Consider the following 24,126-nt stretch of genomic DNA (forward strand, 5'->3'; position numbering starts at 1 on the left):
GATTACGCCAACCAAGTTTTTGCGAGGGCGAAACCGTTCATCATTTCACCACTTGGATCATCTTCGTAACCGCCGACTTTATCACTGACAGCAGCAATGAAGTCATTAAACATAGGAACGATCACACCACCTTCGTCACGAACCATCACACCCATTTCACGGTAAAGCGCAATACGTTTTGCCTGATCAAGCTCACCACGTGCTTCAATAAGAAGCTTGTCAAAATCGTCGCGGAAGAAACGCGTGTCATTCCAATCAGCTGTTGATAGATAAGCCGTTGAATACATTTGATCTTGAACCGGACGCGATCCGCCCCAATAAGATGCACAGAATGGTTGTTTATTCCACACTTCTGTCCAATACCCGTCATCAGGCTCACGCTTAACGTCAAGCGTAATACCACATTTCGCAGCAGACTGTTGGAATAGCTGCGCAGCATCAACAGCACCAGCAAAGGCAGTACCTGCTGTCCGAAGTTGAACAGGACCTTCGTGGCCTGATTTTTTGAAATGGAACTTTGCTTTATCCGGGTCGAAAGAGCGTTGCTCAATATCTTCAGAGAACAGCGGATAACCACCATTGATTGGCATGTCATTACCAACAGATCCATAACCACGCAGGATCTTATCGACCATTTCTTCACGATCAACTGCATACTTCAGTGCAAGACGAAGATCATTGTTATCAAACGGTGCTGTGTTGCAGTGCATCAGGAATACATAGTGACCGCGACCAGATACACTTTTCACCTGAAGACCGGGGACACGTTCCAGAAGGTCAGCAACCTTTGGCTCCACACGGTTGATCATATGAACCTGACCACCTTGGAGAGCTGCAGTTCTGGCTGTAGCATCGTTTAACACGACAATTTCAACCTGATCGGCATGGCCACGTGACGGATCCCAATAGTTAGGATTGCGCTCACCGACATGGCGTACACCCGGCTCATTAACAGCAACTTTGTATGGGCCAGTACCGATACCAGCATCAGGTGCATCCATACCACCGTCGGGCTGAATGATCAGGTGATAATCAGACATCAAGTAAGGTAAATCAGCATTTGCCGTTTTTAGTGTAACAGAGAAAACATCACCGTCAGCCTTCATGGACTCAATGTTACGCATAACGCCCAAGGCACCGGACTTAGTATCTTCGCCCGAGTGACGTTGCATTGTTTTGAGCACATCTTGAGCAGTTACGCTTTTGCCGTTGTGAAACTCAACACCTTTGCGAATTGTAAAATGCCATGTTTTCGCATCAGCTGTCGGCTCAATGCTTTCAGCTAATCGGTAGTTAATTTCACCAATGCGTGAGACTTCAACAAGCGTTTCACCCCAACATTTACCAAAATCATGGGACACTTGTGTCAGAAAAGATGCCGGATCAAGGCTATTTGTACTTTCGCCGCCGCCAAGGCCAGCCTTAAGTGTTCCACCTTTTTTTGGGCCTTCGGCCATTGCCGCACTGGACAACAGACTACCAGCAGCAGCGGTAGAGACACCGACAGCAGCAGCTTTTCCCATAAACTCACGGCGACCTAATTTACCCTGAGCGGCAAGCTTTGCCAGATAATTAATATGTTGTGTCATTCCTATTCTACTCCCTGTTTGCATAAACCTTTTAGGTGAGAATCACATAAGCGTTTAATCGCTTTTATTTTATCATATGATTCAAGTGATTATAAGGTTTAATTAATTTAATTCCCTGTATTAGATACCTAGACAGCGTCAAAATCTACACAAAGACAAAGTCTTGTTCTCTTGCCAGAAACATAAAACCTATACTCACCACCAGCTTTGGTTCTGTTTCCCAGAACCTTATTTTGAATAGAGTCAACTACCCATAACTTTGTCGCATTAAAGACAACAACATCACCAACAGCGACTTTCCATCCAAAAAACGTCAACTTTTAATCAAAAAACCACATCTTAGGGTCGTTTATGGTAAAAATTCAATCAAGTTATTTTTTCTAACCAATCAAATACAATCTTTTATGGAACTTAAGGCCCGCGTCACAACTAACGTCTTTTGACATTTTTAAGCAAAAAAGTTAATTTAAAACGTCATCGTAATTGCTTTTGTTGTTACATAGTTTCGAAGGGCTTCTACTCCCTTTTCACGGCCAATACCTGATGATTTATTGCCCCCAAACGGTACTTCTATACCACCAGCCCAATAATCGTTAACTGTTACCTGCCCTGAATCAATTGCCTTAGAAAGCTTAAGCGCATGAGTAATGTTTTGTGTATAGACCCCTGCCGCAAGTGCAAAATCAGTGCAGTTGGCAGCTTCTATAGCTTCATCAAGATTATCGACAACCTGAACAGTTAACACAGGGCCAAAAATTTCCTCTTGAACCAGTTCGTCATTGTTAGGCACATCATCCATAATTGTTGGCGCATAGAACCAACCATTCTCTGTTTCTTTAGTATTGATCCGTTCACCGCCGCAAGCAACGGTTATTCCTCGAGCTTTGGCGCGTTCCACAAAGCCTTCTATTTTCTCCAACTGCTGTAGAGAATTAATCGCACCATAATTTGGATTAGTGAGGGCATGACCTGCTATTAACTGTGAAGTTTTCTCAACAATCTTTGCCACTAACTCACGATGAATTGTTCTTTCTACGACCAACCTGGATCCTGCAGAGCAAATTTGCCCGGCATTATAATAAATTGCCCAAAGAACACCCTCCGCCGTTTTTTCTATATCGCAGTCAGAAAGCGCTACAATCGGTGATTTCCCGCCAAGTTCCAGTGTTACGCTGCTGATGTTTTTGGCAGCAGCTTCCATCACCAGCGTTCCTGTACCTACTGAGCCTGTAAAGGTGATGTGTTGAACCTTCGGGTGATTGACTAGTGGGCTTCCAGCATTCGCCCCTGTACCGGTTACAACGTTATAAACACCTTTGGGAAGGCCGGCCTCAACAAAGACATCTGCCAACAATAGTGCTGTCAAAGGGGTTTGCTCTGCAGGCTTTACCACAGCTGTACACCCTGCGGATAAAGCGGGGGCGACACCTCTTATTGTTGTAGCAAGAGGGTAATTCCAAGGAATAATATGTGCGGTAACACCAACAGCTTCAACACTAGAAAATGAGAAGACACCATCCCCCAAAGGGAAAGTATCGCCCTGAATTTTATCAGCGAAACCAGCATAATAACGTAGTGCTCCAACAGAGCTCGCAACATCTCCCCGAGCTTCGTCCAGTGGCTTACCAGAATCAAGGGCTTCAACCACAGCAAAATAATCAGCCTTTTGCTCCAATATATCAGCAGCCTTAAAAAGTATGAGGCCGCGCTTACTGGGTTTCATATCACGCCAAATATTGACAAAGGCATCCCTGGCAGCTTCAACAGCCTCATCAACATCTTCAGACTGCCCAGCACTGACAGATGCAAATACCTTACCATTACCCGGATCTTTGCTGTCAATCATCTCTGTTGTTGATGCAGGAACCCACGCTCCATTAATGAACAGCTTATTTGGCAACCCCAGTAATGTACCTGTTTGAAAATATTCGCTGATCAGCGCATCTGTTGATTTCGTCATAATCACACCTAAAGGCCTTATCGTTTTTATTTAACTATGTTCTATATTCAAAGATTTTATCAAAAGCGTGAAGCATTATAGCTCACCTGATAATCCGCACTCGCAAGCCACAGAGGATCAATTTCAATCCCCCACCCCGGTTTATCTGAAATAATAAGGTCGCCATTCACAATTTCATACCCGGGGTCAAACAAACCTGCCTGCCACGGATAGTAATCCAATCCCTCGATTGAGAATTCGAGATATTTGCCAGGGTTATTAATTGCCGCCATAAAGTGAGCAGAAAACAACGTTATAAGAGAAAGGTTCGCACAATGTAGCGTACAGGGAATTTTTGCTGCTTCAGCCAATTTTGCAACTTCGAGGCTTCGCGTAATGCCACCCATATAACATATATCCGGTTGAACAATATCAACAACCCTGCCTTGGATAATCTGGTTCCAGACAACCATGTTGTTATCTTGCTCTCCACCAGACACATCAAGATCCAGAGCCTCTTTTACCTGTTTCGTCCAATCCAGTTCCCAATAAGGACAAGGTTCTTCAAAATGGCCAATACCGTAATCCTGCAATAAATGCCCAACCTCAATAGCCTTTTGCGGTGTGTAGGCGCTATTGGCATCTACCAAAAGAGTAATATCATCACCAAGAGTTTCTCGTACCTTTTTTACGATTTCTTCCGTACGTCCCGGCCACTGATCAACATCGTGACCACATTCGCGCCCTACTCTGAATTTGAATGACTTGTAGCCAAATTGTTCTCGAAGGGCGACAAATCTTTCGGCCTCTTCTTCCGGTGTAATATCGCGACGCATACTTGATGCATAGACAGGAAAACTCTTTCGCGTGCTGCCGAGTAAACTGGCAACGCTTTTTCCTGCGCGTTTACCATGGATATCCCAAAGGGCTGTATCAACACCACAAAGGGCGCGATAGAGATAACTCCCCGGAAATTTGTGCTCTCGCTCTAGCACCGTTTGGGTTATAGCCTTGAGATCGGAAGCATCCTTTCCAAGTGTATGTGGCGCAATGTGCCTGTGTACGATTTGCGATGTGATATCTGCATTATAGGTTGAGACCTGCCCCCATCCCTCATCACCTTCGACTGTTCGTACCCGAACAAAACCGACATATTCATTGGTAAAGGTTTCAATGCTTGCTATTTTCACGCTGGATCTCACTCAATAAAAATCTATGGCGTACTATTAGTCCAAGCTTGAAGATAAAAGCAAACGAAGTATTATTCGCCTAAGACATCATTTTATTTGAAGCTGATAATCGTACTCACATGGCATATCAACTCCCCCCTCTAAACTGGTTGCGCGCGTTCGAAGCCGCCGCCCGCTATAATAACTTCACGACCGCAGCCAAAGAGCTCAACCTCACCCCAGCTGCAGTTAGCCATCAAGTAAGGTCGCTTGAAAAAGAGCTGGACTTCCTGTTATTCGAGCGACTAGCCCGCAGTTTAAAGTTAACCGACAAGGGAAGAGCTTACCTACCAGCAGTACGACGAGCGTTCGAAGATATATCAGTCTCAACGACTGGGCTGTTCGGCACCAAGGGCAAACAGACGATCAATATTCTCTGTACTGTTGCCTTTTCCGTTTCCTGGTTGGCACCAAGGTTAAAAGATTTCCTCACAAAGTATCCCGATATCAATATCAGATTACACACCGCGATCTGGACAGAATCACTCGATCACGACAACATTGATATTGATATTCGCAGCGGACATGGTAACTGGCCTGGTTTTCACAGTCAGAAAATACACACAGAACCTTCAGTTCTCGTGGCAACACCAGACAATGTGAAGCTTCTAAAACAATCCATCGAGACTGGCGATAAATCCCTTATCAATCACCTCTGTTGTGTCAGGATTATGGGTTGTGAAGGCCGCTGGCAAAAAATATTCGAGACTCACCTTAAAGGAGCAGATCTCGAGGTAAATATCACAGTGGATACCTCTCTGAATTCGGTGCAGTTGGCATCCTCTGGCGCTTGCGTTTCACTTGTCTTAAAAGCCCATGCCCAACCAGATCTCGATAGCGGAAAATTAATGAGGGTTGTCGAGCAAGACTTCGATTACGATGATTCTCATTACTTGTTAACACCAATAAAAGACGAAAAATCTAAACCTGAAAGTTTGTTATTTAGAAACTGGTTACTGGATCAAGCTCAGATAGAACAGTAGCTTTAAACGCATAAACCTATAAGGATTTATGCATCATCTAAAACAAGGTCGGCCCCTTTTTCACCGACCATAATAGCGGCTGCATTGGTGTTTCCCGATGGCACGTTAGGGAAGATTGATGCATCAATCACGCGAAGGCCTTCAACGCCATGAACCCTGAGTTTGGGGTCAACGACAAACGTTTCTGGATCAGGCCCCATTCTACAGGTTCCTGAAGGATGGAAACAGGTCCAAGCGTAACCGCGAATATCGGCGATTAACTCTTCGTCTGTTTTACATTCTTTCCCCGGGCGAAACTCCTCGATGATAATATCTTTAAAGGTTTTGGTTTCGGCTAATTTTCTTAGATACTTCACACCTTCAAGCATCTCAGAAACATCTTCGTCGGTAGAAAGATAATTTGGCTTTATCATTGGTGGTTCAAACGGATCATTCGATTTAATATTTATCTCACCGCGCGAAGTCGGACGACAGTTTGTTAAACCCAGTTGAAAAGCAGAAAACGGATCAGGATTGAGCATCGGTCGCGTTCCCGCTGGTGCCCGCGTATAGCTAACAGGGGAGAAATAAAGCTGTATATTCGGCTGTTCCAAATCCGGTCGGGTTTTAATAAAGCCTCCTCCCTGATTGATACTCAGACTAAGAGGACCGCGGCGGAACAGGACATATTTCAGCCCGGCAACCAACTTGCCCCACCAAGAGTGCAATTCATCATTAAGGCTGGGGACAGTGCAGGAATAAAGATAATCCATTCCGATATGATCTTGCAGATTTTGTCCAACGGCCGGGTTATCAACGACAATCGGTATATTGTGTTCATCAAGTAATGCCTTGGGACCAATCCCCGACAGTTGTAGCAATTGCGGGCTATTGATGGAACCACCACTCAGAATTACTTCTTTGTTGGCTGTAATTGTAGAAGTTTTTCCTTTGCGGACATACTCAACACCGACAGCTTTTTTTCCCTCAAAAAGAATTTTTGAAACGTGGGCATGGGTGACAAGTTTAAGGTTTTTACGCTTTAAGGCCGGATGTAGAAATGCTTTGGCTGCGGACTCACGAAAACCGTTGCGCGTTGTTGTCTGATAAAGACCGATGCCTTCCTGTTCAGCACCATTGAAGTTTTCATTATAAGCAAGACCGAGCTCTTGCCCTGACCGAATAAAGTTTTGGCAGAGGGGGTGTAAATCTTTTGAAACATCAGAAACATGCATTGGGCCATCCGTGCCCCGAAAGCCATCATCCCCCAGTTGATTAACTTCTGATTTTTTAAAATAGGGCAGAACATCCCGATAACTCCATCCCGGATTTCCAAGTGCAGCCCAATCATCGTAATCCTTTTTATGGCCCCGGATATACACCATGGCATTAATTGAGCTGGATCCACCAAGCACCTTTCCACGCGGCCAATAACTCTGTCTGTTTGCCGTACCTTCATCCGCTTCGGTCAGGTACATCCAGTTGACGGCTTTTTGGTAATATGTCTTTCCGTAGCCAATTGGAACTTGAACCCAAAAACGTTTATCGCTTCCTCCGGCCTCGACAATCAAAACAGAATATTTGCCGCTTTCACTTAGGCGATTAGCTAAAACACAGCCTGCAGAACCTGCACCAACAATGATATAGTCAAAAGACTGCTTTTCTTTGCCCATAGCTCAAAACCTGAAAAATACGTTCCAAATGAATTTCTTTTTTCATTTATGAGCAAAATTTTACGTATTTCAAACAATATTTTGCCTAGCTTAAACAAGACATCATTACATTTGTCACTAGAGGCGTGATGATTTGTTTAAAAGACCATATGCTATTGATATAATTAAATTACTTACCTTTCCAGATTGGAGATCTTTTTTCAACAAAAGCAAGCGATCCCTCTTTAGAGTCTTCGCTGTGCAGCATCTTTTCATAGTAGTGCCACTTCCCGGAACGCATATCTTGATAACAAGCTTCATCATCAAGATCTGATGTTTTTTGCAAGACTTCTTTGACAGCCATAACAGACAGAGGCGCCGCTTCTAAAATTTGTTCCGCGAATTCTCTGGCAACCGACATGAGGTCTTCAGCGCCAACAACTTTATTTACCAGCCCCCATTGTGCTGCTTCATTGGCATCCATGCGCCGCCCAGTTAAAAGAAGTTCCATGGCAACTGCCCTGGGAAGTCTTTTAGGAAGGCGGAATGATGCTGCATCAGCGATCAGTCCAACCTTTGCTTCTGGAAGGAAAAATTGTGCATGATCTGCTGCAATAATAAAATCAGCAGCGAGAGCAAGCTCAAAACCTCCGCCAACAGCCATTCCATTTACAGCAGCAATAATTGGCTTATAGCAATCATGGAGTTCTGTTATTCCCGCAAATCCTCCTGGACCATAGTCAGTATCAGGGGCCTCGCCTTCGCTACTGGCAACCAAATCCCATCCGGCTGAAAAAAACTTTTCACCGCCACCAGTTAAAATAGCGACACGAAGGTCGGGGGCATCACGAAAATCGCAAAAAACCTTTCCCATTACCTTACTTGTTGCGGCATCAATAGCGTTTGCTTTTGGGCGATCCAGTGTCACTTCCAGAATAGCCCCTCGTCTCTCAACTTTTACAACTTCTGACATTAATTCACTCTTTCTTCTGAAGACATACGGATCATGGCATCTGCTATAACAACGCCTTTTCCTTTTGGAAGCACCATAACGGGGTTTAAATCCATTTCGGCAAGTTTCTTTTCATTATGTAAGGCAAAATCTGCAACCGATAAGATCGTATCAATCAACGCATCAATATCACCAGCAGGTTGGCCACGATAGCCTTCCAACAACTTGTAGAGTTTGAGTTTCTTCAAAGCGACATGGATATCATCACGTGAAACTGGTAATAGTAATGCTATTGAATCCTGCATCAACTCAACCCAAATACCGCCAGAACCCACGACAAGAGAAAGCCCAAACTGAGGATCGCGTGTCACACCGATGATAACTTCGGCAACAACATCTTTAATCATGCTTTCGACAAGAACTTTGTCAGACAAATGCGCCATTCTTTCTGCCGCACAAGTTACCTCTTTAGCACTTTGAAGGTTCAAAGCCACGCCACCGACTTCTGTCTTATGGGCGAGATCGGCACTCACAGCCTTAACAACAACCGGAAAACCAATTCGTTCCGCAGTGAAACCAGCTTCTGAAATCGTAACCGTTTCACTTCTGGGTATTGGAAGTCCGTGTTCTTTTAGAATTGACTTTGCATGGGTTTCATCAAGTAAAACAATTTCATTTTCGACCTCTGAGAATTTCCTGACAGTAGAAGATACGTTATTATTCGCAAGCTCCTTCCATCTGGCATTTATCCATGCGGCGGATGAAATTGCTTTTAGACCATCTTCGACGCCTTGTAGAGGTACGACGTTGTTTCTAATTAGAGTGGATCGTGCTTTTTCAGGAAGGTTTTCCGGAAGTGTGGCAAGAACAGCCGCTTGATAACCAGAGTTTCTCTGTGCTGCAATCATGGCGTCAAGTGCGATATCCCACTCGTGGGCTTCGCTTAAATCACTCTTGGGATAATCCAGAACCAAAAGACTGATGTCATACTCCCCCTGCATAACACGTGTAAAACAGTTGGTTTTTTCTTCGACATCCCCCCAGATATAGGTGTGGTAATCAAAGGGATTTGATATAGAAACCTTGTCTCCAAGTTGCTTTTGCAACTGCGATGCCTGAACATCGGGGATCGGCTTGAATTTTAATCTGAGCTTACTGCCAAAATCAGCAATCAAAGCTGCATCACCTCCGGAACAACTAAGAGAAGATATATTATTACCCGAAAGAGGTCCCGCAACATGAAGTAACTTTAGGGTTTCGATCATCTCGCTAAGCGTACGAACGCGAGCGATCCCTATGCGCTGAAACAAAGCGGAATAAAGTTCATCAGACCCAGCCAAGGTTGACGTATGGCTTAGGGCAATCTCGGCCCCGATGTCAGACCCACCTGATTTTAAGGCAACTACCGGTATGCCCTTACTTCTGGCCTTATTAACAGCACGACAAAAACCAGAGATATCATCAACACCTTCCATATGAAGGCCAATCGCCGTCACTCGATCATCATCACAAAGCGCATCAATGTAATCAGGCATAGATAACACGGCCTGATTACCAACAGAAATCATATAAGCAATGGGCAGTGATCTTTCCTGCATTGTCAGGCTGATGCCGATATTTCCACTTTGGGTAATGATCGCGACACCTTTATCAACATGTTGCCCGCCATGATGATCAGGCCAGAGAGCAGCGCCATCCAGATAATTTAAAATACCGTAACAATTCGGGCCAACCAACGCCAAATCACCTACGCTACTCATCAGATCAGTATGGTATCCCTGTCCGTCAGAGGTTTCGGAAAAACCAGATGCATAACAAATTACGCCACCTGCCCCCATCTTCTCTAGATCTTTAATCACGGATATAGCTGGTTCGCGAGGTATCGCGACGAAAGCGGCATCAGGTGCTGTTGGCAGATCGTTTACCGATGCAAAGCACTTTAATCCTTCAATCTCATTTCTGCGCGCATTTACGGCCCACATTTCCCCCTGAAAACCCGTTTTGCGGCTTTGCCGGATGACTTCAGCTGCCTCAGCCCCACCAATAACAGCAATGCTCTTGGGGCAAAGAAGGCGTTTTATATTTGCTGATTTTGACATTTAAGAACTCCCCAGATCAATGACGTGGCCGATTACGCGCCGAGAGGTCGAAGTAAACCCCGTGAAATGATATGGCGTTGAATTTCGCTGGTCCCGTCCCAGATCCGCTCAACCCGCGCGTCGCGCCAAAATCGTTCAATCGGAAGTTCAGTCATTAAACCCATGCCGCCAAAGATCTGAAGACTTTCATCGGTTACTCTGGCCAACATTTCTGTCGCATGAACTTTTGCCATGGCAATGTCTTGGTCTGCGGGGAGACCCTTATCAAGTTTCCAGGCGGCCCCCATGGTCAAGTACTCTGCAGCCTGAATATCAGTCGCCATATCAGCCAACTTAAAGGATACACCTTGGAACTTACCAATCGCCTGCCCAAACTGTTTTCGCTCTGCAGCCCAATTAACAGCCAAATCAAAACAGCGCTGTGCCCGTCCGACAGACATAGCCGCCACAGTCAACCTTGTAGCCCCTAACCATGTATTGGCTTCATCAAAACCTCTGCCTTCTTCCCCCAGGATTTGCGTGGCAGGAATGCGGCAGTTATCAAAATTGAGGATGGAATTGTTGTACCCTCGATGTGATACACATTTGTAACCTTCTCTTATTTCAAATCCCGGAGTTCCGCGATCAACAAGGAAACAGGTAATTTGTTTCTTTTTCCCCCGAGGGGTTTCTTCTTCACCTGTTGCGATAAAAACAATGGCAAAATCAGCTTCGTCAGCATGGGTAATAAAATGTTTCGTGCCATTTAAGACCCAGTCGTCCCCGTCTTTGACGGCCGATGCTTTCATGGATCTTACATCAGACCCTGCATCAGGTTCGGTCATCGCGATACAGTCTATCTTTTCACCGCGAATAGCTGGTTTAAGGTATTTTTCAATCTGTTCCCCTTTACATCCACAAAGAATATTAGAGGGTCGCCCAAAGATAACACTCAGTGCCTGAGAAGCGCGCCCCAGTTCTCTTTCAAGTAAGGACATGGTGACATAGTCTAATCCGCCACCTCCGAATTCTTCCGGAATATTTGCCGCATAGAACCCGAGATCTAAAACTTTTTGACGTATTTCCTTGGTCAGTTCAGCGGGAACATAGCCCAACTCTTCAACAGTATTTTCATGGGGGTACAGTTCTTTTTCAACAAAATCCCGAACGGTATCAACAACCATTTGCTGTTCTTGCGAAAGACCAAAATCCATTTCACTTCTCCCTAAACCCTAACTGTTTCTGATTTATTTTCTCTAAGCTTTCGCCATTAAATCAGGACATCAGAAGGCATTCCCACGTTGAAAATCAACACAGATTGAATATCAATATTTCCAAGTGTCATGGCGACACTGGTATTTGACACTTATTTGCAGATCGGATTAAAAATCAAAGACAAAACCCGACAGTAAGATTGTCTATTATTTGGGTGGTGGCACCATCATTTGCCGACTGAGGCGTTCAGGCGCCGGCATTTTTTTATGTGCATCGAATATTTTCCCTAAAACGTTCAGTATTTCAGGTTTGGCTGGACAAGCTCTCCCGGCTTTCATATCAACGTGCAAGACCATTTGCTCTGCTGTTGCCAGTAAGCTGTTGTCTTTTTCCTTGTACATTTTATGATAGAAATGGATGCGTTTATCATCCAGACCAAGTAGTTGTGTCGTAACTCTCAAAGGCTCATGAACTGCGACTTCAAGAATATTATTTATATGGGTTTCGACCGTATAATACGAATGACCATTAGCATGGTATTCAGCATTAACGCCGACATAACGAAAAAGCGCATCAGAGGCATCGCCAAAAACCTGTAAATAACGAGATTCAGTCATGTGATTATTATAATCAATCCACTCGGGATGAACTTTGTCCCTATGAAGATTCAATGGTTGGGTTAAATCATCCTGTTCAGACCATTCCTTGGAACCACTTGCGTCCCCATACAGCCCTTCATCGTCCTCTTTTAATACTTTACCAGATGCATAGTTAAAACTGCGCAGGGACTGCATAATAGACACGAGACAATTGTCTCGTAGCTGTTCTAGATCACGTATGGAATAACCCTCAGCCTGTTGTTGCGTTCCTTCGACCATTCGATCAATAAGTTGATCTGTCAGCTCAGGCGCTTTTAATTTTGTCCAGGGTAACTCAAGCGCCGGACCGAACTGTTCCAACATATGACGCATCCCCTGCTCGCCACCAGCAAGATGAAATGTGAGGCAGGTTCCCATAAAAGCCCAACGTAGCCCTGGTCCATATATCACGGCCTGATCTATTTCATCTGTTGTTGCAACACCATCAGCAACCATGTGTAAGGCTTCGCGCCATAAAGCTTCCTGAAGGCGATCAGAAATATACCCTTCTATTTCCTTGCGAACCTTAAGGGGTTTCATCCCGATCGAGCTATAGAACGCCATGGCATCTTCTATAAATTGGGCGCTCGTTTTTTCTCCACCAAGGACCTCGACAAGAGGCAAGAGGTAAACAGGGTTGAATGGATGACCGATCAGAACACGTTCAGGATGAATGCAATCAGCCTGAATAATCGTTGGGAGCAACCCAGAAGAACTGGAGGCGATAATAACATCCGGTTCAGCGTGTTTACTTATTTCCCCAAGAAGATTTCTTTTTAACTCTTCCCGTTCGGGTGCATTTTCCTGAACAAAATCAGCCTTGGAAATAGCCTCAGCAAGGTCTGTGGTGAATGTCAGTGTGCCCTTTTCCTTACGTGGGGCCAGACTAAGTTGATTCAAAGCAGGCTCAGCATTGGATACAACGTCTCTCAAGCCTCGCTCTGCATCAGCAGAAACATCCGTCACGACCACATCAATTCCTCGGTGGAGACATCGCGCAGCCCATCCTGCCCCGATAACGCCAGCCCCAACGACGGCGACTGTTCTGATTTCACGTGCCATTTTTAACACCCTGCTCATATCTATGTTTTAAAAATTATCATTAAGCCTGCTTGACAGCATTGAACTTTTTACGAGCATCTTCAGCCGTAAGTGTCTTCGCCCCCATTCGTTCAATAATTTCCTTGGCTCGACTGACCAATTGCCCATTACTCGCCAGAACACCACGTTCTAGATAAAGGTTATCTTCCAGCCCAACGCGAACATGACCACCAAAGATGACCGATTGTGCCGCCATCGGCATTTGGGCTGGACCAACCCCGAAAGCGCCCCAATTTGCCCCTTCGGGAAGCATATTGCGCATCGCAAGCATGGTTTCGCCATTTGCTTCAGCCGCGAAAGGAATGCCAAGGCAAAGCTGAAACAAAGGTGGTGCATCAATTAAACCTTCCGACATTAGCTGCTTTGCCATCCAGATATGACCAAATTCAAACGCTTCAATTTCAGGTTTCACCCCCATCTTTTGAATAATCGCAGCCATCTCACGCAGCATATCCGGCGTCGAGATATAGGCATAATCGCTGAAATTCAAAGATCCGCAGTCAAAGGTACAAATTTCGGGGCGAATAGCATCAATATGCTTAAGGCGATCAGCTGGACTGAGCATATCCGTTCCCGGTCCGCCAACATTGGGGTTTGTTGCGTCGGGGACAAACTCTCCGCCCATGCCTGCCGTAATATTGATCACCACATCAACACCTTTAGTCTTCATTTTGTCGCGAAGAAGACCAACTGTTTCCTGATAAAGTTCCAAATCATTGCTAGCCTGACCAGTATCCGGGTTTCTAACGTGCAAATGGGCAATAGCAGCCCCCGCCAATGCAGCCTCAATAGCGGCATCAGAAATCTCGTCAGGCGTTACAGGAACATTCGTATGGCGGTCTTTTTTGATGCCTGAGCCTGTCACAGGACAGGTGATAATAACTTCATTATTCATAGTAATTCCCTCTTTCACACTAACCTATCAGAACATCAATTCCAAAGATGAGTCCGTTTATTTTTTTCTTAGTGTAGGACGGTTTTTATTTCTCAATTTACACTTTGCGCTAATTATGAAACATTTTACGCCAACCGATATCTAATAGATGAGAACTTCAAGATGTATCTATTTGGAAGAGAAGCAGACACCAAACCTCAAAAAATTGCGTTTTTGCTTGTACCTGGCTTTTCCATGCTTTGTTTTTCATCGGCCTTAGAGCCCTTGCGTGCTGCCAACTTCAAGGTCGGTGAAAAAATATATGAATGGAAGTTATATTCCATCCATGGCTCAACAGTACGCGCCAGTAACGGTATGGACATTAATGTTGATGCAGAAATTGCATTGGACGACAGTATTCCTGTCTTGATCGTTTGTGCCAGTTATGATGTGGAAGAAAGTAATACAAGACAACTAGCCGCAATTCTTCGAAGACTTCGCTCAAAAGGGACCGAGTTTGGTGGCATGGATGCGGGGAGCGAAATCCTTGCCAAAGCTGGTCTTTTGGACGGCTATAAAGCGACCGTTCATTGGGAGAATTTTGAAAGCTTTACCGAGACCTATCCTAATGTTCAGGCTGAACTGGATCTTTATATTGTCGATCGGAACAGATTTACATCAGGTGGGGGTACAACCAGTCTGGACATGATGTTACAGCTCATCAGGGTTCAACACGGTTTGAAACTGTCGACAGATGTTGCTGATATATTTATTTACCAGCGGTTCCGAGAAGGAAACAATCCACAAAGGCTGATTTCGAACAATCCACAAATCCGGAATAATAAAGTCCTGACCACGGCGATAGAAACGATGGAAGCAACCATCGAAACGCCGCTCCTCATAACAGATCTTGCTGAAAAAATAGGATCTACTGTCAGAGAATTAGAACGACTTTTTAAGAAGCATTTAAAGACGTCCCCAGCCTCATATTATAGAAACTATCGATTGGATATAGCGCAGAGACTATTGAAGCAAACGGACCTGTCTATTCTAGACATTGCTATTCGATGTGGTTTTAATTCTGCAACATCTTTTGCCCGAAGCTATCGCAATCGTTTTGGCCAAGCTCCCAAAACAAGTCGGCGTATTATATCTTAATACATTAGACGCAATACCTAGCATATTAAATTGATTTAAAATAATATTTTAATTTTAGTTTTTTTTACATTCTATTTATTCCTTTCATAAAATTCTTATTTATTGGTTTAAACTTGCATTAGTTTCATTTGCAACTAATATTATGTATCAAGATAGAATGCTGTGAAAGTAGTGGTCTTCTTTTCCCTATTTTCACAGTGAATTAATGGATCAATTTTGTGAACTGCACAGAGCAGATTTACAGAACAGATGCAAAGAACAATGCGAGGCTTAAAATGAAAATAGAACAAATTCATCACGTCGCTTACAGATGTAAAGATGCAAAAGAAACTGTTGAATGGTACGGAAAATATCTCAACATGGATTTTATCCTCGCAATTGCTGAAAACGAGGTCCCTTCCACAAAAGCTCCAGACCCTTACATGCACATCTTCCTTGATGCCGGTAAAGGTTCTATCTTGGCCTTTTTTGAAATACCGAACTCTCCACCCATGGGCAAAGATCCCAATACGCCAGAATGGGTGCAACATTTAGCGTTATCAGTAGCAACAATGGATGAAATGCTGGCTGTAAAAAGCAAACTCGAAGCGGATGGTATTGATGTATTGGGGCCAACAGATCACACCCTCTTCCAATCCATATACTTTTTCGACCCAAGTGGTCATCGCATTGAACTGGCCGTTAATACAGCAACACCAGATATGAGCAAAAAGCTGGACGACGTTAAATGGCAGATGCTTGAAGAGTGGTCAAAAACCAAAAAAGCCCCAACACATGCCGATTGGATGCATCAAAAAGAACTTTCCTCATAAGTTACGGTTAATAAAATGAAACTCGCTACCTATAAAAATGACACCAAAGATGGTGAGCTTGTTGTTGTCAGTCGCGATCTGAAAAAGTGTGTTAAGGCAACAACAATCGCGCCAACGCTACAATCAGCACTGGACGACTGGGACAATATTTTCCCGCAGTTAGACAAGCTCTATCAAGCTCTGAATAATGGGGATCTGACAGATAGTTTTGACTTTGAAGAACCTGCCTGTGCATCCCCTCTTCCTCGCTCTTACCAATGGGCTGACGGTTCTGCTTATGTAAATCACGTTGAGCTTGTTAGAAAAGCAAGAGGCGCCGAATTACCAGATAGCTTCTGGACTGATCCTTTGATGTATCAAGGTGGCTCTGACAGCTTTATTGGTCCAAGAGACGATATTCCACTTGGTTCAGAAAGTTGGGGTATTGATTTCGAAGCAGAGATTGCTGTCATCACCGACGATATGCCCATGGGCACATCCCCTGAAAAGGCAGAAAATCACATCAAACTTTTGATGCTCGTTAATGATGTCTCTCTGCGCGGGTTAATTCCGGCGGAACTGGCAAAAGGTTTTGGCTTTTTCCAATCCAAACCATCCAGTGCCTTCTCCCCTGTGGCTATAACACCAGATGAACTTGGCCCTGCATGGAAAAACGGCAAGGTTCATTTGCCTCTACTCTCGACGCTAAACGGTAAGCTGTTCGGAAAACCTGAAGCTGGCGAAGATATGACGTTTGATTTTCCAACAATTGTCTCTCACGCGGCAAAAACCCGTCCGCTCGGTGCGGGCACGATTGTCGGATCAGGAACCGTTTCGAATAAGCTTGATGGCGGGCCAGGAAAACACGTACAGGACGGTGGTGTTGGTTACTCCTGCATTGCAGAAGTCCGTATGATTGAAACAATCAACACAGGTGCTCCTCAAACGCCCTTTATGAAGTTTGGTGATACAATCGCAATAGAAATGATGGATAAGGGAGGTCATTCAATTTTTGGGAAAATTGATCAGAAAATAGTAGAGTACTCTATCCCATAATCTATGAACCATAGGGTCATAGACCAAAAACCAGATACTGCTTTTCCTTACAGCTATACAACAGCTCTGAAGTCAAATTCAGAGCTGTTTTCATATCAAAACAAAAGAAAATGATCCACTTTCGGCACAATTTCAGAAGGTTAAGAGTATTTCTTACTCAAAATCCTATCTGTTTTCTCAAATCATATAGTAGGATTTGCCTATCAAAGACAACTATACTCACATGGAACAAAGCAAGTGGTCGTATTTACCACATTTTGCTGCGCTGATCGGCATACCCCTGATTTACAGGGGGTATATACAGCACATGGAATGCAAAATTTTGAAATTTTGTGCTGCAATTGGCTGGTAATTGAACACCAAATTACTTTTTAGGCGCTGGATTATTCCGATTAAGCCTATTTCTTGCGATTGACAACAATCAACAGATCGTGTGCATTCACCACGCCCAGCAGGCCATCATTATTGAGTAACACAGGGAATTTAACATCATGGTATCGATTGATGACCTAAAGGCACAACGCGATGCGTCCTTGGCTGTCACCGCAAAAGGTGCTCCAACAAGAACGTCTAACCAGTTCTTTGGCGTAGGCCCCATTACGGATATGACATCCGACGAAGTTGACGGGCGTCGCCTGCGCTTTCAGTTTGATGCATGGCTTGAAGAAAATTATGCCAAAGTAGATGATCGCGGCAATCGCATCGGCAGCTTTACAACTGCTGAAATCGGTCGCAGCATGCACCGTGGCTATCCAGCTGATAAAGTTCTACTGGATATGGTCCGTGAAATTCATCGTTACTTTGAATTCCCAAAAAAGAATAAAATGGCTATTGGTCTAGGTGGTGGACACAGTGGCTTTACCGTTTCCATTCTTCATTTGATGAATGCAAACAACCCTGATCAAAAAATCTATGTAGATACACCAAAACCTGAATCTGCCGAAGGCAAAGCGGGTGGGTTTTTCCGTCAATCTTGGGGTTCCCAGATTATGGAAATGCAGAAATTCGCTGCAAATGGTGATATAGAACGCATCCACTACTCCGAAGGCGAAGGCGCAATTCCGACTGCAGCCGAGCTGAGTTCTAAGGGGATCAAACTCTTTGTTGGTGTTGGTCACGAGACAACAGGCGCAACGACCTATAAAGAGTCCGAAATCATCGAGCTTTTAAAGTGGATCGATGCGAACCCAACCGAACATCACGCCATCATTGACAGTACATCTATGCTGGGTGCAATGCCGTGGGCAGAGAATGTCGTCCTAGAGGTTATGGACAAATGCTGTATGTTCATGCCATTCCAAAAAGCGATTGGTGGTATTTCAGGTTATTTCATTGCTTCTTATACACCAGAAGCTTTGACCCTGATGAACCAGAACCAGAAAGATCCTGCATGGGCGATCCCTCGTCAACTTAAAATAGCGGTTCCTGCAGACCCAAAAGAGCCAATGAGCAGCGAAAAAACCTGGGAACTTGGTCCGGTTTACGATCCTGCTGAACACAAGATGCTTGGTGGTATCATCAATACCTTCTCGACCCTTGCTTTTGCAGAAACAACTTTTGGTCTTCTGCGCGCTGAAAAGTCAATCGGCTCAGCACGGGACTTGAACAAGCGGTCCATTAAAAACCGTCAGACAGCCAACGACTGGATTGCAAACAACCCAACACTAGAACTGGGTGTTACAGATGCAGATAACCGTGGTGCAGCTGTTACTCTACTCAAAGTAACAGAAGGCGCAAACACAGACCCTGCAATCCACGCAGACATCATTGCCAAATCCAAGCAGATGCTTGGCTACGAAGGCCTAACGCATCCGAATGGTGAGCATGAAGAAGGTCTGGACGTTGCCCGTTACGTCAATGCTTTCCCGGGCACACCTGGTGACTATCGCGCCTGGATTGGTGGTCTACGCCCAGTAGAAGACGTTATTGCTCTGCTTGAAAACCTCGAATACGCCTACCACCGTGCAAAAATCGTTGTGCTAGAAGAACTTCTTGCGAAAGAAGGGGTAACTTTTGAATCAACTGCAAACGATACATCTGGCAAAGTACGTCAGGATGATCAAAATAAAGCGTACAAAGTGCTTGTTGCCGACCTTGTTGGATTGAAATTCGATACAAACGGCAATCCAGATCATTCCGAGGTTCGTGCCTATGTCGAAGCAAAGGGCGGTGTTTTCCACGAAGGTCCGATTGCAGATGATGCAAATCTGGAAACTGGCAAGATTCATTTCTCATATCAGCCAAACCTGAGTACAGAAGAAGAGCTTCTACCCCAGACAGATAAAGGCCAGTATGACGCAACAATCGTAGCGGCAACATTCCTGCCGAAAGCTTCCGTATTCAAACACGGTGGTGTTCGTATTGGTGCGGGAACCGGCAACATGGGTTCTGATTCATGGGGTGGTGGTAATGGTGACGGTGGTGAAGCCGCCCTCATGAATACGCCGAGCTTTAACAGCCGTGCAACAGCACAGATGGCAATGAAAGCCCTGTTGAAAGTTACTCCTGATCTTCCTGTCGAAGAAATGCACAAACTTGTCTGCGCAGGTGATTTTGACACAGGAAAAGACCTGTGCAAGTTCCCGACTGAGAAACTCGAAGGCAAAAAACTTGCTGTGATCGGTTATGGTAATATTGGCCGCGAAGTTGCAAATCTTGGCAAAGCCTTTGGTATGAGAGTGTCCATCTATGCACGTGCCCGTCACAAAGCATGGATTGAATCAGAAGGTTTCATCTACGCAGAAACGCCTGAAGAAGCAGCTAAAGGTGCTGATGTTATCAGCCCACATACCGGTCTGGGTGCCTTTAATGCAGAAACAGGTAAATTTGCCAATGACAGCCTGGTCAACGAAGGCGTACTCAACGCCCTGAATGATGGCGCAATTGTTGTTAACTACGACCGTGGTGAAGTGATCAACATCGACGCCCTTGATGCTGCCCTTACAAGTGGCAAGGTTGCCTATGCTGCGATTGATGCAGATCTGTTCAAAAATACAGAAACTGGCGAACTAAGCGGACCAATGGTTCCTTACCTTACGCTTGTTGATCGTCATGCAGACAAGCTAGAGCTTCTGCCTCATGCAGCTGCGGATACCGAGCACGTTTCCCGCGTTCAGGGTGCAAAACAGGCCGTTGATCAGATCTTTGATGCGATCCAGTACAAGTCGATCATGAACCTAAAAGGTGATCTTCCTACTGGGTATACTGATGCCGGTGCGACAACAGTTAATGGTGTGGGTAAAGTAACATCCAATGCACTGGCTTCCGTTGCCGCTGAAGACGAAACAGCCGCAGAGCTTCGTAAGCTAACCGAAGACATGGCCGCAATTTGGGGCGCTCTTTCTGTTACGAAAGATGCTTCACGTCGTCAGGAACTTATTGATCGCTACGGCGCTCAACTAACGCTGCAGTCCAACAAGTACATCACGCTTGTTGAACAGCTTGGTCTGAAAGGCCCATACGGTTAAGTTCATAAAATGATCAACTGAAAAAGGTGTCATGTTCATTCATGGCACCTTTTTTATTTATGTGACAATAATGATCCTAGACAAGCACCGATAGATCTCGGTAATTTAAGTCCATGAAATCCTGGCGTACTATAATTTGTTTAATCTTTAGCTTAAGCGTTCTTTTTACACCGCTTGCACAGGCTGGTGCGCATACACCTAAGTTAAGCGATCACAATGTAAATAATTCGTCTATTCCAAACATATCGTACGTACAGGATATGGCATCAGATATCGATAGCTGCAAAGAGTGTATTGACCATTCCAATGCGGTTATCTGCCTTGATTTTTGCCTATCTATGGCGCCAGCCATACTCGTTGAAAACACACTTAACAATCAACGATCCCACTCAGATGATGCATATCCTCACCTAGAACAATCTGTTGGGTTGTTCCCAGCGGTAGAGATTTCTCCCCCTATAAATCTGTAAAATAAAACTAAAAACAACCAACTAATACAGAAACAATAGGATTATAAAATGAGATCTTTTATTCCTGTGGCAACAATTGCAGCTACGATGTTTATCAACCTTTTGCCGATTAATGCTCATGCAGGTGAAGGTGAAGCCACCTTGTTTAAAAATCCGCAATGCGGTTGCTGTAGTGCTTATGCCGAGCATCTCCGTCAAAGCGGCTACAAGGTTAAAGAAGTACCCACAGAAAAAATGTCCCTGATCAAAAAATCGTATGGCATTACAGATGAAATGTCTTCTTGCCACACAACCTTAATCAACGGTTATGTCATCGAAGGACATGTTCCCCTAAATGTCGTTGATAAGTTTTTATCGGAAAAACCTGATGTAACGGGGATTTCCTTGCCCGGAATGCCAATGGGGTCACCCGGCATGGGAATTGAAAAAGAAGAACCCTTTAGAATTTATTCGTACGATATTAAAGAAAATGATCACTCGATTACTCTCTATACGATCGAATAAAAAAAGAGGGAGCCTCCAAAGGCTCCCTCCTCAAAATTTTTAAAAAACTTTATTTATTCAGCGTTGGGAATAAACAACTGCTCGCCGGATAATTTATAACCCGCAATAGCCTCTTGCCCTTTAGAAGATATGATCCAATTCACGAAAGTTTCCGCAGGTTTTACTTTTACATGTGGAAACTTTTCCGGGTTCACAACGATTACACCGTATTGATTGAACAGACGTTCATCACCCTCAAAAAGGATTTCCATGTTTTGTTTGTTTTTGTAGCTGATCCAGGTCGCTCTGTCAGTCAGCGCATACCCTTGCATAGCCACAGCCGTATTCAAAGTTGCGCCCATGCCAGAACCGGTTTCACGATACCAGTCACCTGATGCAGATTTAGGGTTATCTCCGTTGGCTTTCCAAAGTTCTAATTCTCTTTTATTGGTACCACTATCATCACCACGAGAAAGGAAGACTGATTGTTTTGTTTTAATGTTATTCAACGCATCAACGATAGTTTCAGAACCTTTAACTTTAGCCGGGTCGCTATCCGGTCCGACAAGAACAAAATCGTTGTACATCACGTCAAAACGCTTCACACCATACCCATCAGCAACAAATTTCTCTTCAGACGTTTTATGATGCACCATAAGAACATCCGCGTCCCCATTACGGGCAAGCTTAAGGGCGGCCCCTGTACCGACGGCAACAACATGTACATCAACACCAGTCTGCTTTTTGAAAAGAGGCAGCAAGTAATCAAACAAGCCTGAGTTTTGTGTCGATGTGGTGGAAGCCAACGTAATATTATTCTTTGCTTCATCTGCGTATGAAGCTGGGCCATACCCAACCATTACTAATGCGGCTGCGATACCAAGTGCACGCATAATAGATCTGTTAAACATTAAATAGTGTCTCCTAAATTTGAACATCGTCTTTTTCTGGGCGGCGTTTCCACCAGATAAGCTGACCGTCTAAAAAGGCTTGCGCCAAATCGTTTTGCGGACCAGCAAAAAAATCATCTGCAGAAGACATTTCCTTAATACGTCCCCTGAACATGAAAAGAACATCGGTTGCCAGACGCTTTGCCTGACCAAGATCATGGCAGGTCATAATAACCGTCGTGCCCTCTACAGAAATTTCGTGGATAAGTTCTTCAATGGAATGTGTTGCCGGCGGATCCAAACTAGCCGTTGGCTCATCCATAAAAAGGACCTCTGGTTTTAACACCCATGCCCGCGCAATTGCCAAACGCTGCTGCTCCCCAAGCGAGAGAACGGTCGCAAGTTTATTTGCGACCCGCGTTAATCCCGTTCTCTGGATAACAGCGTTAATCATATCCGGTCGCAGGGATTTTTCTACACCGCGAACGGAAAGCGCATAATCAATATTTGCATAAGCTGAACGCCGTAACATGACCGGTCGTTGAGTAACCATAGCCTGATGATGCTTAGGGTTAGCATCTTTGCCAGACGACCATATCACTTTGCCAGATTTTGGCTTCAACAAACCATGACACAGTCGTAGCAGAAGTGTTTTCCCTGCGCCGTTTGGCCCCAAAAGAAGATATCTTTTCCCTTGGTTGAATTCGCAACTGATATTTTTAATCAGTTGCTTCCCACCTGCCTCATACTCAAGGTTTTCAACTTTTAACGGTAAAATCGAAGGATGTTTTGTCATCACTTATGTCGCCTCTTTACCGTTTCTGTAATGCTGTAGGCAAAAAGGTTAATTCCAAGAGCGACCGCCAGCAATACTAATCCAAGAGCAAGAGCCATAACCAAATCACCCTTTCTTGCTTCCAGAGCAATAGCCGTTGTCATGACACGGGTCAGGTGGTCGATATTACCCCCGACGATCATCACAGCGCCAACCTCTGAAATAGCACGTCCAAAACCGGCTAATGCAGCTGTCGTTAAGGAAAATCTGGCATCCCAGACTAAAGCCGTCACCTTGCGATACCAAGGCACATCAAGTGATCTCAGGAGCTCATCATATTCAAGATGGAGCTCTTCCAGCACCTGTCGTGTAATTGCCGTCACGATGGGCACGACCAAGATAACCTGAGCAATGATCATGGCTGTGGGGGTAAACAACAGGCCAAAAACACCAAAGGGGCCACTACGGGACAAAAGTAAATAGACAAAAAGCCCGACAACAACGGGCGGCAGTCCCATAAAAACATTGATAATAATGACTAAAATTTTTCTGCCGGGGAATTTTGTTAACGCAAGAACAGCACCAAAAGGCAGTGCAATGAGCAAGGCTATTCCCACTGCTGACAAACTTAATCGCAGAGATAAAAAGACGATCTCAAGTAGCTGGTCATCTAGGGTAATGACAAGCGATATCGCTTTGAAAAATGCCTGCCAAAGATCGTTCATAAAATTCCAAAATATAACTGATACGGGACGCACATAGAGTTTTATGCCATAAAGCTGTTATGGCAAAATGTTCGGGCACACT

The 24,126-nt window shown here is 44.6% G+C and carries 19 protein-coding genes; 7 read left to right on the forward strand and 12 right to left on the reverse strand.

The annotated features are described in order from the left end of the window. Window positions 1–2: 2 nt before the first annotated feature. The 3 genes from ACN0W5_RS16235 to ACN0W5_RS16245 all read right to left on the reverse strand — a co-directional run bounded on the left by ACN0W5_RS16235 (window position 3) and on the right by ACN0W5_RS16245 (window position 4,718). On the reverse strand, window positions 3–1,589 hold the full coding sequence (locus ACN0W5_RS16235; protein WP_299371860.1) for an ABC transporter substrate-binding protein: 1,587 nt from the start codon (window positions 1,587–1,589) through the stop codon (window positions 3–5). A 466-nt stretch (window positions 1,590–2,055) separates the two neighbouring features. Next, entirely contained in the window at window positions 2,056–3,549 is a 1,494-nt protein-coding gene (locus ACN0W5_RS16240) for an aldehyde dehydrogenase family protein (RefSeq protein WP_417455129.1), read from the reverse strand. A gap of 59 nt (window positions 3,550–3,608) precedes the next feature. Beyond that, a complete protein-coding gene (locus ACN0W5_RS16245) occupies window positions 3,609–4,718 on the reverse strand; it encodes a mandelate racemase/muconate lactonizing enzyme family protein (RefSeq protein ID WP_417455130.1) in 1,110 nt (369 codons plus the stop codon). Window positions 4,719–4,837: 119 nt separating this feature from the next. Here ACN0W5_RS16245 and ACN0W5_RS16250 point away from each other — a divergent pair, with 119 nt between their 5' ends. Further along, entirely contained in the window at window positions 4,838–5,740 is a 903-nt protein-coding gene (locus tag ACN0W5_RS16250) for a LysR substrate-binding domain-containing protein (RefSeq protein ID WP_417455131.1), read from the forward strand. 26 nt (window positions 5,741–5,766) lie between these two features. Here the strand turns inward: ACN0W5_RS16250 and ACN0W5_RS16255 are convergent, their stop codons facing one another. The 6 genes from ACN0W5_RS16255 to ACN0W5_RS16280 form a co-directional block, all read right to left on the reverse strand. Further along, the gene (locus ACN0W5_RS16255; protein ID WP_417455132.1) at window positions 5,767–7,392 is read right to left on the reverse strand and encodes a GMC family oxidoreductase; all 1,626 of its coding nucleotides are present in this window, start codon (window positions 7,390–7,392) and stop codon (window positions 5,767–5,769) included. 169 nt (window positions 7,393–7,561) lie between these two features. After that, window positions 7,562–8,344, reverse strand: coding sequence for a carnitinyl-CoA dehydratase (locus ACN0W5_RS16260; RefSeq protein WP_417455133.1), 783 nt, complete (start codon window positions 8,342–8,344; stop codon window positions 7,562–7,564). Continuing rightward, window positions 8,344–10,422 (reverse strand): acetate--CoA ligase family protein, encoded by a 2,079-nt coding sequence (locus ACN0W5_RS16265; RefSeq protein WP_417455134.1) that lies wholly within the window; start codon window positions 10,420–10,422, stop codon window positions 8,344–8,346. The genes ACN0W5_RS16260 and ACN0W5_RS16265 overlap by 1 nt, the downstream gene beginning before the upstream one ends. Before the next feature lie 32 nt (window positions 10,423–10,454). After that, a complete protein-coding gene (locus ACN0W5_RS16270) occupies window positions 10,455–11,615 on the reverse strand; it encodes an acyl-CoA dehydrogenase family protein (RefSeq protein WP_417455135.1) in 1,161 nt (386 codons plus the stop codon). Between the two features lie 207 nt (window positions 11,616–11,822). After that, complete coding sequence (locus ACN0W5_RS16275) at window positions 11,823–13,316, reverse strand: carnitine 3-dehydrogenase (protein ID WP_417455136.1); 1,494 nt, start codon at window positions 13,314–13,316, stop codon at window positions 11,823–11,825. 40 nt (window positions 13,317–13,356) lie between these two features. Further along, window positions 13,357–14,250 (reverse strand): 3-keto-5-aminohexanoate cleavage protein, encoded by an 894-nt coding sequence (locus ACN0W5_RS16280; RefSeq protein WP_417455137.1) that lies wholly within the window; start codon window positions 14,248–14,250, stop codon window positions 13,357–13,359. A gap of 162 nt (window positions 14,251–14,412) precedes the next feature. Between ACN0W5_RS16280 and ACN0W5_RS16285 the strand changes: the two genes are divergently transcribed. The 6 genes from ACN0W5_RS16285 (at window position 14,413) to ACN0W5_RS16310 (ending at window position 21,675) form a co-directional block, all read left to right on the forward strand. After that, complete coding sequence (locus ACN0W5_RS16285) at window positions 14,413–15,387, forward strand: GlxA family transcriptional regulator (RefSeq protein WP_417455138.1); 975 nt, start codon at window positions 14,413–14,415, stop codon at window positions 15,385–15,387. Between the two features lie 275 nt (window positions 15,388–15,662). Continuing rightward, window positions 15,663–16,199: a VOC family protein gene (locus tag ACN0W5_RS16290; RefSeq protein WP_417455139.1), complete on the forward strand. Its 537-nt coding sequence runs from the start codon at window positions 15,663–15,665 to the stop codon at window positions 16,197–16,199. A 15-nt stretch (window positions 16,200–16,214) separates the two neighbouring features. Next, entirely contained in the window at window positions 16,215–17,234 is a 1,020-nt protein-coding gene (locus ACN0W5_RS16295; protein WP_417455140.1) for a fumarylacetoacetate hydrolase family protein, read from the forward strand. A gap of 491 nt (window positions 17,235–17,725) precedes the next feature. Then, on the forward strand, window positions 17,726–20,701 hold the full coding sequence (locus ACN0W5_RS16300; RefSeq protein ID WP_417455141.1) for an NAD(P)-dependent oxidoreductase: 2,976 nt from the start codon (window positions 17,726–17,728) through the stop codon (window positions 20,699–20,701). A 113-nt stretch (window positions 20,702–20,814) separates the two neighbouring features. Beyond that, window positions 20,815–21,171 (forward strand): hypothetical protein, encoded by a 357-nt coding sequence (locus tag ACN0W5_RS16305; protein WP_417455142.1) that lies wholly within the window; start codon window positions 20,815–20,817, stop codon window positions 21,169–21,171. Between the two features lie 48 nt (window positions 21,172–21,219). Then, window positions 21,220–21,675, forward strand: a complete 456-nt coding sequence (locus tag ACN0W5_RS16310; protein ID WP_417455143.1) for a DUF411 domain-containing protein — start codon at window positions 21,220–21,222, stop codon at window positions 21,673–21,675. A 53-nt stretch (window positions 21,676–21,728) separates the two neighbouring features. Here ACN0W5_RS16310 and ACN0W5_RS16315 read toward each other — a convergent pair whose 3' ends face one another. Genes ACN0W5_RS16315 through ACN0W5_RS16325 form a run of 3 tightly spaced genes read right to left on the reverse strand, consistent with a single transcriptional unit; the run spans window position 21,729 to window position 24,044 of the window. Beyond that, a complete protein-coding gene (locus ACN0W5_RS16315; RefSeq protein WP_417455144.1) occupies window positions 21,729–22,565 on the reverse strand; it encodes a substrate-binding domain-containing protein in 837 nt (278 codons plus the stop codon). 13 nt (window positions 22,566–22,578) lie between these two features. After that, window positions 22,579–23,340, reverse strand: a complete 762-nt coding sequence (locus ACN0W5_RS16320) for an ATP-binding cassette domain-containing protein (RefSeq protein WP_417455145.1) — start codon at window positions 23,338–23,340, stop codon at window positions 22,579–22,581. Then, window positions 23,340–24,044: an ABC transporter permease gene (locus ACN0W5_RS16325; RefSeq protein ID WP_417455146.1), complete on the reverse strand. Its 705-nt coding sequence runs from the start codon at window positions 24,042–24,044 to the stop codon at window positions 23,340–23,342. The genes ACN0W5_RS16320 and ACN0W5_RS16325 overlap by 1 nt, the downstream gene beginning before the upstream one ends. Between the last annotated feature and the right edge of the window lie 82 nt (window positions 24,045–24,126).

The sequence above is a fragment of the Kiloniella sp. genome, from assembly GCF_048270245.1.
Taxonomy (GTDB): domain Bacteria; phylum Pseudomonadota; class Alphaproteobacteria; order Kiloniellales; family Kiloniellaceae; genus Kiloniella.

Excerpts from the sequence above, each read along its gene's own strand:
- ACN0W5_RS16310 (WP_417455143.1), top strand. The coding sequence starts at position 21,220 with ATGAGATCTTTTATTCCTGTGGCAACAATTGCAGCTACGATGTTTATC.
- ACN0W5_RS16325 (WP_417455146.1), bottom strand. The coding sequence starts at position 24,044 with ATGAACGATCTTTGGCAGGCATTTTTCAAAGCGATATCGCTTGTCATT.
- ACN0W5_RS16320 (WP_417455145.1), bottom strand. The coding sequence starts at position 23,340 with ATGACAAAACATCCTTCGATTTTACCGTTAAAAGTTGAAAACCTTGAG.
- ACN0W5_RS16240 (WP_417455129.1), bottom strand. The coding sequence starts at position 3,549 with ATGACGAAATCAACAGATGCGCTGATCAGCGAATATTTTCAAACAGGT.
- ACN0W5_RS16315 (WP_417455144.1), bottom strand. The coding sequence starts at position 22,565 with ATGTTTAACAGATCTATTATGCGTGCACTTGGTATCGCAGCCGCATTA.
- ACN0W5_RS16285 (WP_417455138.1), top strand. The coding sequence starts at position 14,413 with ATGTATCTATTTGGAAGAGAAGCAGACACCAAACCTCAAAAAATTGCG.
- ACN0W5_RS16275 (WP_417455136.1), bottom strand. The coding sequence starts at position 13,316 with ATGGCACGTGAAATCAGAACAGTCGCCGTCGTTGGGGCTGGCGTTATC.
- ACN0W5_RS16280 (WP_417455137.1), bottom strand. The coding sequence starts at position 14,250 with ATGAATAATGAAGTTATTATCACCTGTCCTGTGACAGGCTCAGGCATC.
- ACN0W5_RS16270 (WP_417455135.1), bottom strand. The coding sequence starts at position 11,615 with ATGGATTTTGGTCTTTCGCAAGAACAGCAAATGGTTGTTGATACCGTT.
- ACN0W5_RS16305 (WP_417455142.1), top strand. The coding sequence starts at position 20,815 with ATGAAATCCTGGCGTACTATAATTTGTTTAATCTTTAGCTTAAGCGTT.
- ACN0W5_RS16255 (WP_417455132.1), bottom strand. The coding sequence starts at position 7,392 with ATGGGCAAAGAAAAGCAGTCTTTTGACTATATCATTGTTGGTGCAGGT.
- ACN0W5_RS16295 (WP_417455140.1), top strand. The coding sequence starts at position 16,215 with ATGAAACTCGCTACCTATAAAAATGACACCAAAGATGGTGAGCTTGTT.
- ACN0W5_RS16260 (WP_417455133.1), bottom strand. The coding sequence starts at position 8,344 with ATGTCAGAAGTTGTAAAAGTTGAGAGACGAGGGGCTATTCTGGAAGTG.
- ACN0W5_RS16265 (WP_417455134.1), bottom strand. The coding sequence starts at position 10,422 with ATGTCAAAATCAGCAAATATAAAACGCCTTCTTTGCCCCAAGAGCATT.
- ACN0W5_RS16235 (WP_299371860.1), bottom strand. The coding sequence starts at position 1,589 with ATGACACAACATATTAATTATCTGGCAAAGCTTGCCGCTCAGGGTAAA.
- ACN0W5_RS16290 (WP_417455139.1), top strand. The coding sequence starts at position 15,663 with ATGAAAATAGAACAAATTCATCACGTCGCTTACAGATGTAAAGATGCA.
- ACN0W5_RS16250 (WP_417455131.1), top strand. The coding sequence starts at position 4,838 with ATGGCATATCAACTCCCCCCTCTAAACTGGTTGCGCGCGTTCGAAGCC.
- ACN0W5_RS16300 (WP_417455141.1), top strand. The coding sequence starts at position 17,726 with ATGGTATCGATTGATGACCTAAAGGCACAACGCGATGCGTCCTTGGCT.